Source organism: Kocuria sp. CCUG 69068, assembly GCF_020833785.1.
Classification (GTDB): domain Bacteria; phylum Actinomycetota; class Actinomycetes; order Actinomycetales; family Micrococcaceae; genus Kocuria; species Kocuria rosea.
In genome coordinates this window covers 1-6,805 of record NZ_PDDL01000144.1, presented here as the reverse complement: position 1 = coordinate 6,805, position 6,805 = coordinate 1, and the positions used below count along the sequence as shown (strand labels likewise).

6 protein-coding genes and 1 pseudogene are annotated in these 6,805 nt (G+C 74.9%); 4 read left to right on the top strand and 3 right to left on the bottom strand.

Annotation, left to right across the window (positions count from 1 at the left end; genetic code table 11):
• Together CRM73_RS17490 and CRM73_RS17485 are read left to right on the top strand one after the other, a co-directional pair.
• Positions 1 to 358, top strand: a pseudogene (locus tag CRM73_RS17490) (hypothetical protein); the annotation flags it as partial.
• Positions 359 to 362: 4 nt separating this feature from the next.
• On the top strand, positions 363 to 2,099 hold the full coding sequence (locus tag CRM73_RS17485) for a biotin carboxylase N-terminal domain-containing protein (RefSeq protein WP_095650245.1): 1,737 nt from the start codon (positions 363 to 365) through the stop codon (positions 2,097 to 2,099).
• Positions 2,100 to 2,139: 40 nt separating this feature from the next.
• Here CRM73_RS17485 and CRM73_RS17480 read toward each other — a convergent pair whose 3' ends face one another.
• A complete protein-coding gene (locus CRM73_RS17480) occupies positions 2,140 to 3,102 on the bottom strand; it encodes an ABC transporter substrate-binding protein (RefSeq protein WP_017833158.1) in 963 nt (320 codons plus the stop codon).
• A 112-nt stretch (positions 3,103 to 3,214) separates the two neighbouring features.
• Here CRM73_RS17480 and CRM73_RS17475 point away from each other — a divergent pair, with 112 nt between their 5' ends.
• Positions 3,215 to 3,949: a GntR family transcriptional regulator gene (locus CRM73_RS17475; protein ID WP_229588623.1), complete on the top strand. Its 735-nt coding sequence runs from the start codon at positions 3,215 to 3,217 to the stop codon at positions 3,947 to 3,949.
• Here the strand turns inward: CRM73_RS17475 and CRM73_RS17470 are convergent.
• Positions 3,912 to 4,655, bottom strand: coding sequence for a putative hydro-lyase (locus CRM73_RS17470; RefSeq protein WP_229588624.1), 744 nt, complete (start codon positions 4,653 to 4,655; stop codon positions 3,912 to 3,914). The two genes, CRM73_RS17475 and CRM73_RS17470, sit on opposite strands and share 38 nt — an antisense overlap.
• Before the next feature lie 71 nt (positions 4,656 to 4,726).
• The gene (locus CRM73_RS17465; protein ID WP_229588622.1) at positions 4,727 to 5,980 is read right to left on the bottom strand and encodes an NRAMP family divalent metal transporter; all 1,254 of its coding nucleotides are present in this window, start codon (positions 5,978 to 5,980) and stop codon (positions 4,727 to 4,729) included.
• Between the two features lie 200 nt (positions 5,981 to 6,180).
• Between CRM73_RS17465 and CRM73_RS17460 the strand changes: the two genes are divergently transcribed.
• The coding region (locus CRM73_RS17460; RefSeq protein WP_305067813.1) for an AlkA N-terminal domain-containing protein at positions 6,181 to 6,805 on the top strand (625 nt) is incomplete at its 3' end.

Below are 6,805 nucleotides of genomic sequence, written 5' to 3'. Positions count from 1 at the left end.
CCGCGTGGGCGCCCGGCTCTCCGGCGAGCCGCTGGAGCGGGTGCGCACGGACGAGCTGCCCAGCGAGGGGACCGTGCCCGGCTGCGTCCAGGTCCCGCCCGCGGGCCTGCCGGTCGTCCTGCTGCAGGACGCGCCCACCACCGGCGGCTACCCCGTGCTCGGGGTGGTGCACCCGGAGGACCTCGCCGTGCTCGCCCAGCTGCGCCCCGGCGGGCGCCTGCGCTTCGTCCGGCTGCCGGCGCCCGATCTCGGCCCGCCGCCCGCGGAGGACCCCGGGCCCGCCACCGCGCAGGCCGAACCCGACAGCACCGCCGCCAGCACGTCCACCGACATGTCCACCGACACCTCCCGGGAGTAGCACCGTGCGCAAGATCCTGATCGCCAACCGCGGGGAGATCGCCGTCCGCGTCGTCCACGCCTGCGCCGAGGCCGGCCTCGAGTCCGTGGCCGTCTACGCCGACCCCGACGCCGACGCCCCGCACGTCCTCCTGGCCGACGAGGCGTACGCCCTGGAGGGCACCTCGGCCGCCGAGACCTACCTGGACGGGGACGAGGTGCTCGCGATCGCGCGCCGGTGCGGCGCCGACGCCGTGCACCCGGGCTACGGGTTCCTCTCCGAGAACGCCGGGTTCGCCCGGGCGGTGATCGAGGCCGGCCTCACCTGGATCGGCCCCTCCCCCGAGACGATCGTGCTGCTGGGGGACAAGGTCGCCGCCCGCGAGATCGCCCGGCGCGCGGGCGCCCCGCTCGTGCCGGGCAGCGACGGCCCGGTCGAGTCGCCGGAGGACGCCCGGGCCTTCGCGCAGGAGCACGGCCTGCCGGTGATCGTGAAGGCCGCCCACGGCGGCGGGGGCCGCGGCATGCGCGTGGTCCGGGAGCTCGACGAGGTCGAGGACGCCTTCCGCTCGGCCGCCCGCGAGGCGCAGAGCGCGTTCGGCCGCGGCGAGTGCTTCGTGGAGCGCTTCCTGGACCGCCCGCGGCACGTGGAGGCGCAGGTCGTGGCCGACTCCCACGGCCACGTCGTCGTGCTCGGGACCCGGGACTGCTCCCTGCAGCGCCGCCACCAGAAGCTCGTCGAGGAGGCCCCCGCGCCGTTCCTCTCGGACGACCAGCGCGAGCGGATCGCCGCCGCCGCCGAGGGCATCTTCCGGGAGGCCGGGTACGTGGGGGTGGGCACCGCCGAGTTCCTCGTGGCCCCGGACGGGCTGATCTCCTTCCTGGAGGTCAACACCCGGCTGCAGGTGGAGCACCCGATCACCGAGGAGGTCTACGGCGTGGACCTGGTCCGCGCCCAGCTGACCGTGGCCGCCGGGGACCCGCTGCCCGTGCTCGAGACCCCGGTCCCGCGCGGGCACGCGTTCGAGTTCCGGATCAACGCCGAGGACCCCGGCCGCGGCTTCCTGCCCTCCGGGGGCACGGTCGAGGCCGTCGACACCCCGACCGGCCCGGGTGTGCGCGTGGACTCCGGGGTGCACCGCGGCACCCGGGTGGCCACGACCTTCGACTCACTGCTGCTCAAGCTCGTCGTCAGCGCGCCCACCCGCGAGCAGGCCCTCGTGCGGGCCCGCACCGCCCTGCGCGAGCTGCGGGTGCACGGCGTGGCCACCACGGTCCCGTTCCACCGCGCCGTGCTGGACGCCCCCGCCTTCGCCGGGAGCGAGGGGCTCGGGGTGTGGACCACGTGGATCGAGGACGAGTTCGCCGGCCGGCTCGCCCCGGACGCCGAGTACGCCCGCGCGGACGAGCCGGGCCGCACCCGCTTCACGGTGGACGTGGACGGGCGGCGCGTGAGCATCGGGATCCCCGACGCCCTCGCCGCGGCCCTGGGCTCCGCCCCCGCGGCGTCGGAGGCCGCCCCCGCGGGGGCGCAGCCCGCCGACGACGGCGCCGTCACCGTCACCGCGCCCTTCGCGGGCACGCTCGTCTCGTGGCTGGTGGCCGAGCAGGACGACGTCGAGGCGGGCCAGGACGTCGCCGTGCTGGAGGCCATGAAGACCGAGACCCGGGTGTCCGCGCCGCGGGCCGGCACGGTCCGGGAGCTCGCGGTGGGACCGGGGGACGCGGTGACCGCCGACCAGGTGCTGGCCCGCCTCTCCTGACCGGGCTCCGTCCCCGGGGCGCCCGGACCTCCCCGGGGGCTCACTCGGGGAGCAGCTCCTCGAGGGGCGGGGCCTCCTCGATGAGTCCGTGCTGGACGGCGAGGTCCGCGAGCTCCTGCACGGACTGCCGGTTCACCTCGGTGGGGTAGGCGGGCAGGACGAGCTGGTCGATCAGCTCCTCGTCGAGCTGCGTGTAGCTGGGCAGCACGGCCCGGACCTCGTCGGGGTTGTCCTGCGCGAACTGCAGCGACTTCTCGATGGCGGCCCGGAACGCCTCGACGGTCTCGGGCTCCTGGGCCAGCACGTCCTCGGTGGTGAAGTACACGGCCACCGTCAGGTCCTCGATCGGGAACGCGTAGTTGGAGACCGCCGAGCGCGCCCCGTCCTGCATGGCGATGGTCCGGAACGGCTCGATCGAGCCGATCGCGTCCACCTCGCCCCGCTCCAGGGCCGCCGGCATGTCGGGGAGCGGCACCTCGACGAACTCGACGTCCCCGGGGTCCCCGCCCTGCGCCTCGATGGCCGCGCGGATGGTGGTGTCGCTGATGTTGTTCAGGGTGTTCACCCCGACGGTCCTGCCCTGCAGGTCCGCGGCGTCCTGGATGTCGCTGTCCTCGCGCACCAGGACGTCGGCGAAGTCCTCGCCCTGGACCCCGGTGGAGTTGTTGGCGTTGGCGATGATCTGCAGCGGCAGCCCCTGGGACCGGGCGACGATCAGCGACGTCACGTTGCTGAAGCCGAAGTCCATCTCCCCGCTGACCACGGACGGGACGATGGCCGCACCGCCCTGGGCCTGGGTGATGTCGAGCTCCAGGCCCTCCTCCTCGAAGAAGCCCTGCTCGATCCCGAGGTAGAGGGGTGCCACGTCGGTGCTCGCGATGACGCCCACGCCGACCCTGGTCAGCTCGCCGTCCCCGGCCGCTCCGCCGCCGGACTCCCCTCCCCCGCACGCGGTCACCGTCAGGACGGCCGCCGTGGCGAGTGCTGCACCGGTCTTCTGCATCGAAGCCTCCAGGGAGTGGGTCGGACGTCCTGACAGCGTAGAGGACGGCCTGGTCCGCCACCAGGGTGCCGCCGCACGGCCGGGCGCCCCCGGGATGTCAGGATGGGGATCGATGAACACCGTGCAGAACGAGTTCCTGACGACGGCCGTCGCCCAGGCCGGGCCCGTCCCGCAGGGCGAGGCCATCCCGTGGGCGGTGGACGTGCTGCGCCAGGGCGTCGTGGCCGGCCGGCTGCCGCCCGGGACCCGGCTCTCGGAGGCCCGGGTCAGCGAGGCGCTGCGGGTCTCCCGCAACACCCTGCGCGAGGCGTTCACGATCCTGGTCGGGGAGAACCTGCTGGTGCGGGTGCCCAACCGCGGCGTCTCGGTGGCCCGGCCCGGCGCGGACGACGTGCGGGAGATCCACCGGGTGCGGCTCGCGCTGGAGACCTCGGCGCTGCGCTGGTCGGACCCGGTCCCGCAGCCGGGCCTGCACGCCGCCGTCGAGGACGGCCGCGCCGCCCGCGACCGCCGGGACGTCACCGGCATGGCCGACGCGAACCAGCAGTTCCACCGCGGCGTGGTGGAGCTGGCCGGCTCGCCGCGCCAGGACGAGCTGATGTCCCGGACCCTCGCGGAGATGCGACTGGTGTTCCACTCCATGCGCCAGGACCCGTCCTTCCACGCGCCCTGGATCGAGCGCAACGCCCGGATCCTCGAGCTCTTCGAGCAGGGCCGGCGCGAGGAGGCCGCCGTGCAGATGCACGACTACCTGGAGGCCTCCCGGCAGCAGCTGCTGGACGTCCTGGAGGGCCCCGCGCCGGCCGCGCTCAGGGGACCTGGTACTGCCAGTCGGGCAGGTCGGTGACCAGCATGTGGCCCGGGGCGTGGCCGAGGGCGAACGGCACCCCGGACTCGAGCACCGCCGCCTGGGGCGTCACCCCGCAGGCCCAGAACACGGGGACGTGGCCGTCCGGGATCTGCACCGCGTCCCCGTAGTCGGGGGCCCCGAGGTCCCGGATGCCCAGCTCCTGCGGGGCGCCGACGTGCACCGGGGCGCCGTGCACGGCGGGATAGCGGGAGGTGATGCGCACCGCGTCGGCCACCCGGGAGGCGGGGATCGCCCGCATGGACACGACCAGCGGGCCGGACAGCCGCCCGGCGGGCGCGCACGGGACGTTCGTGCGGTACATCGGGACGTTGACGCCCTGGTCGATGTGGGCGATCGGGATCCCGGCCTCCTGCAGGGCCGCCTCGAAGGTGAAGCTGCAGCCGAGGGCGAAGGTCACGAGGTCCTCGCGCCACACGTCGAGCAGGTCGGTGCGGGTGCCCGCCGCCTCGCCGTCCCGGTAGACGGTGTAGAGCGGGACGTCGGTGCGGACGTCGCCGCCGCCCAGCAGCGGCCCGGTCACCTCGCCGGCCTCGAGCACGCCGAGCACCGGGCACGGCTTGGGGTTGCGCTGGGCGAAGAGCAGGACGTCGAAGGCCCAGTCCGCGGGGACGACGATCAGGTTGGCCTGCGCGAAGCCGTCGCACCAGCCCGACGTGGGCGTGACCAGGCCGCTGCGGAACATCGCCCGGGCGGCGCCCGGGGCCAGGGCGGCCCGGTCCCGCCGGGCCTGCGTGCTGTCCGGTCCCACGGCGATCACGCCCACAGCGCGGCGATGCCGCTGAGGGACTGGTAGCCCAGGAAGATGGTGAGCAGCCACACCACGGTGCCGATCAGCGCGAGCCACTTGGGGTACTCGTAGCCGCCCAGCAGGTCCCGCCGGCGCCAGGCCACCCACAGCAGCACCGCGAAGCCCAGCGGCAGGATGAGCCCGTTGACGGCGCCCGCCACGATGAGCAGCGTGGACGGCGCCTGGCCGAGCAGGGCGAACACGGTGGCGGAGACCAGGATGAAGGCGATGGTCATCAGGTTCCGGGTGCGCGGCTTCGTCCGGGAGGTGGTGAGGAAGGACACCGAGGTGTAGGCGGCGCCGATGACCGAGGAGATGGACGCGGCCCACAGGATGACCCCGAACAGGCGCAGGCCGACCTCCCCGGCGGCGGAGCGGAACGCCTGGGCGGCGAGGTTCTCGCCCGTGAGCTGGGCGCCGCCGGCGACCACCCCGAGGATCGCCAGGAACAGCAGGAAGCGCATGACCCCGGTGAGCACGATGCTCACCACGGAGCTGCGGGAGATCTGCTTGACGCTCTCCACGCCGGTGATCCCGGCGTCGACGATGCGGTGGGCGCCCGCGTAGGTGATGTACCCGCCCACGGTCCCGCCGATGAGGGTCGTGATGATCAGGAAGTCCACGTTCTCGGGCAGCACCACGTTGCGCAGCGCCTCCCCCACCGGGGGCCGCGAGACGAACGCGACGTAGCTCGTCACGAGGATCATGAGCACGCCGAGGACCACCACGATCCGGTCCAGGGCCACGCCCGCGCGCTTGCTGACGAACACGCCCACCGCGATCAGCGCCGTGATGATGCCTCCCCAGGTGGGGTCGAGGCCGAGCAGCGCGTCGAGGCCGAGCCCGCCGCCGGCGGTGTTGCCGATGTTGAAGACGAGCCCGCCGGTGGCCACGAGCGCGGCGATGAACCAGCCGAGGCCCGGCAGCACGCGGTTGCCGAGCTCGTGCGCCTTGAGCCCGGAGACGCCGATGATCCGCCACACGTTCAGCTGCACCGCGATGTCGACGACGATGGAGATGACGATGGCGAACGCGAAGGCGGCGCCCAGCTGCACGGTGAAGTTCGCGGTCTGGGTGATGAACCCGGGGCCGATGGCGCTGGTGGCCATCAGGAAGAGGGCGCCGAGCAGGGCGGAGCGGTTCACGGCCCGCATCGCCGCGGGGCTGCTGACGGCGCCGCGGCCCTCCGGGTCGGGCGGGACGGGGGCGGAGCTGGACATGCGGCCTCCTCGGGACGGGGGCGACCTGCGCCGGGGCACGGCGCCGGCCACCCTGGACGTGGCCGCGGTCACTCTCGTGCCAGTGTAGTGATTGTTGAACAATCTGAACAGGGCCTCCGCCGCTTCTCCGCCTGGACACGCAGCGGCCCCCGGGACAGGCTGGGTCCGGATCCCCGCCCCTCGACGACCGGGAGCAGCGCATGCACGACGACGGGTCCGCGGGTGCCGTGGACGTCCTGCTCCCGGCGCCGGCGTCCCCCGGGTTCCTCCGGGACTTCCTGGCCTCCCAGGCCGTGCCCGGGTGCGACGACCTCGCGGGCGGCGCCCACCGGCGCCCCGTCGTGGTGGACGGAGCGGTCCGCACGGTGACGGTCGACTGGAGGGGCCTCACTCCGGCCGGTCTGCCGGTGCGCGTGGGGCCCGGGGCGGCGGAGACCCTGGAGCCCGTGCTGGAGCGGGTGCGCCGCTGGCTCGGCGAGGGCACGGAGTCCCCCGCGGCGGACCGCGCCCTGGCGGCCGACCCCGTGCTCGCCGCGGACGTGCGCGCCTGGCCCCTGATCCGGCTGCCCGGTGCACCGGACGGCTTCGAGACGGCGGTCCTGACCGTACTGGGGCAGCAGGTCTCCCTCGCCGCGGCCCGCACCTTCGCCGGGCGCCTGGTCCGCCACCACGGCACGCCCGTGACCGGCGGCGCCACCGCCTTCCCGACGGCCCGCCGGATCGCCGGGACGGACCCGGCCCGGCTGCAGCGGGACGTGGGCGTCACCACCCGCCGGGCCGCGACCGTGCACGCGCTCGCCGTGGCGGTCCGCGACGGACTCGTCC

Excerpts from the sequence above, each read along its gene's own strand:
- CRM73_RS17465 (WP_229588622.1), bottom strand. The coding sequence starts at position 5,980 with ATGTCCAGCTCCGCCCCCGTCCCGCCCGACCCGGAGGGCCGCGGCGCC.
- CRM73_RS17470 (WP_229588624.1), bottom strand. The coding sequence starts at position 4,655 with ATGTTCCGCAGCGGCCTGGTCACGCCCACGTCGGGCTGGTGCGACGGC.
- CRM73_RS17480 (WP_017833158.1), bottom strand. The coding sequence starts at position 3,102 with ATGCAGAAGACCGGTGCAGCACTCGCCACGGCGGCCGTCCTGACGGTG.
- CRM73_RS17475 (WP_229588623.1), top strand. The coding sequence starts at position 3,215 with ATGAACACCGTGCAGAACGAGTTCCTGACGACGGCCGTCGCCCAGGCC.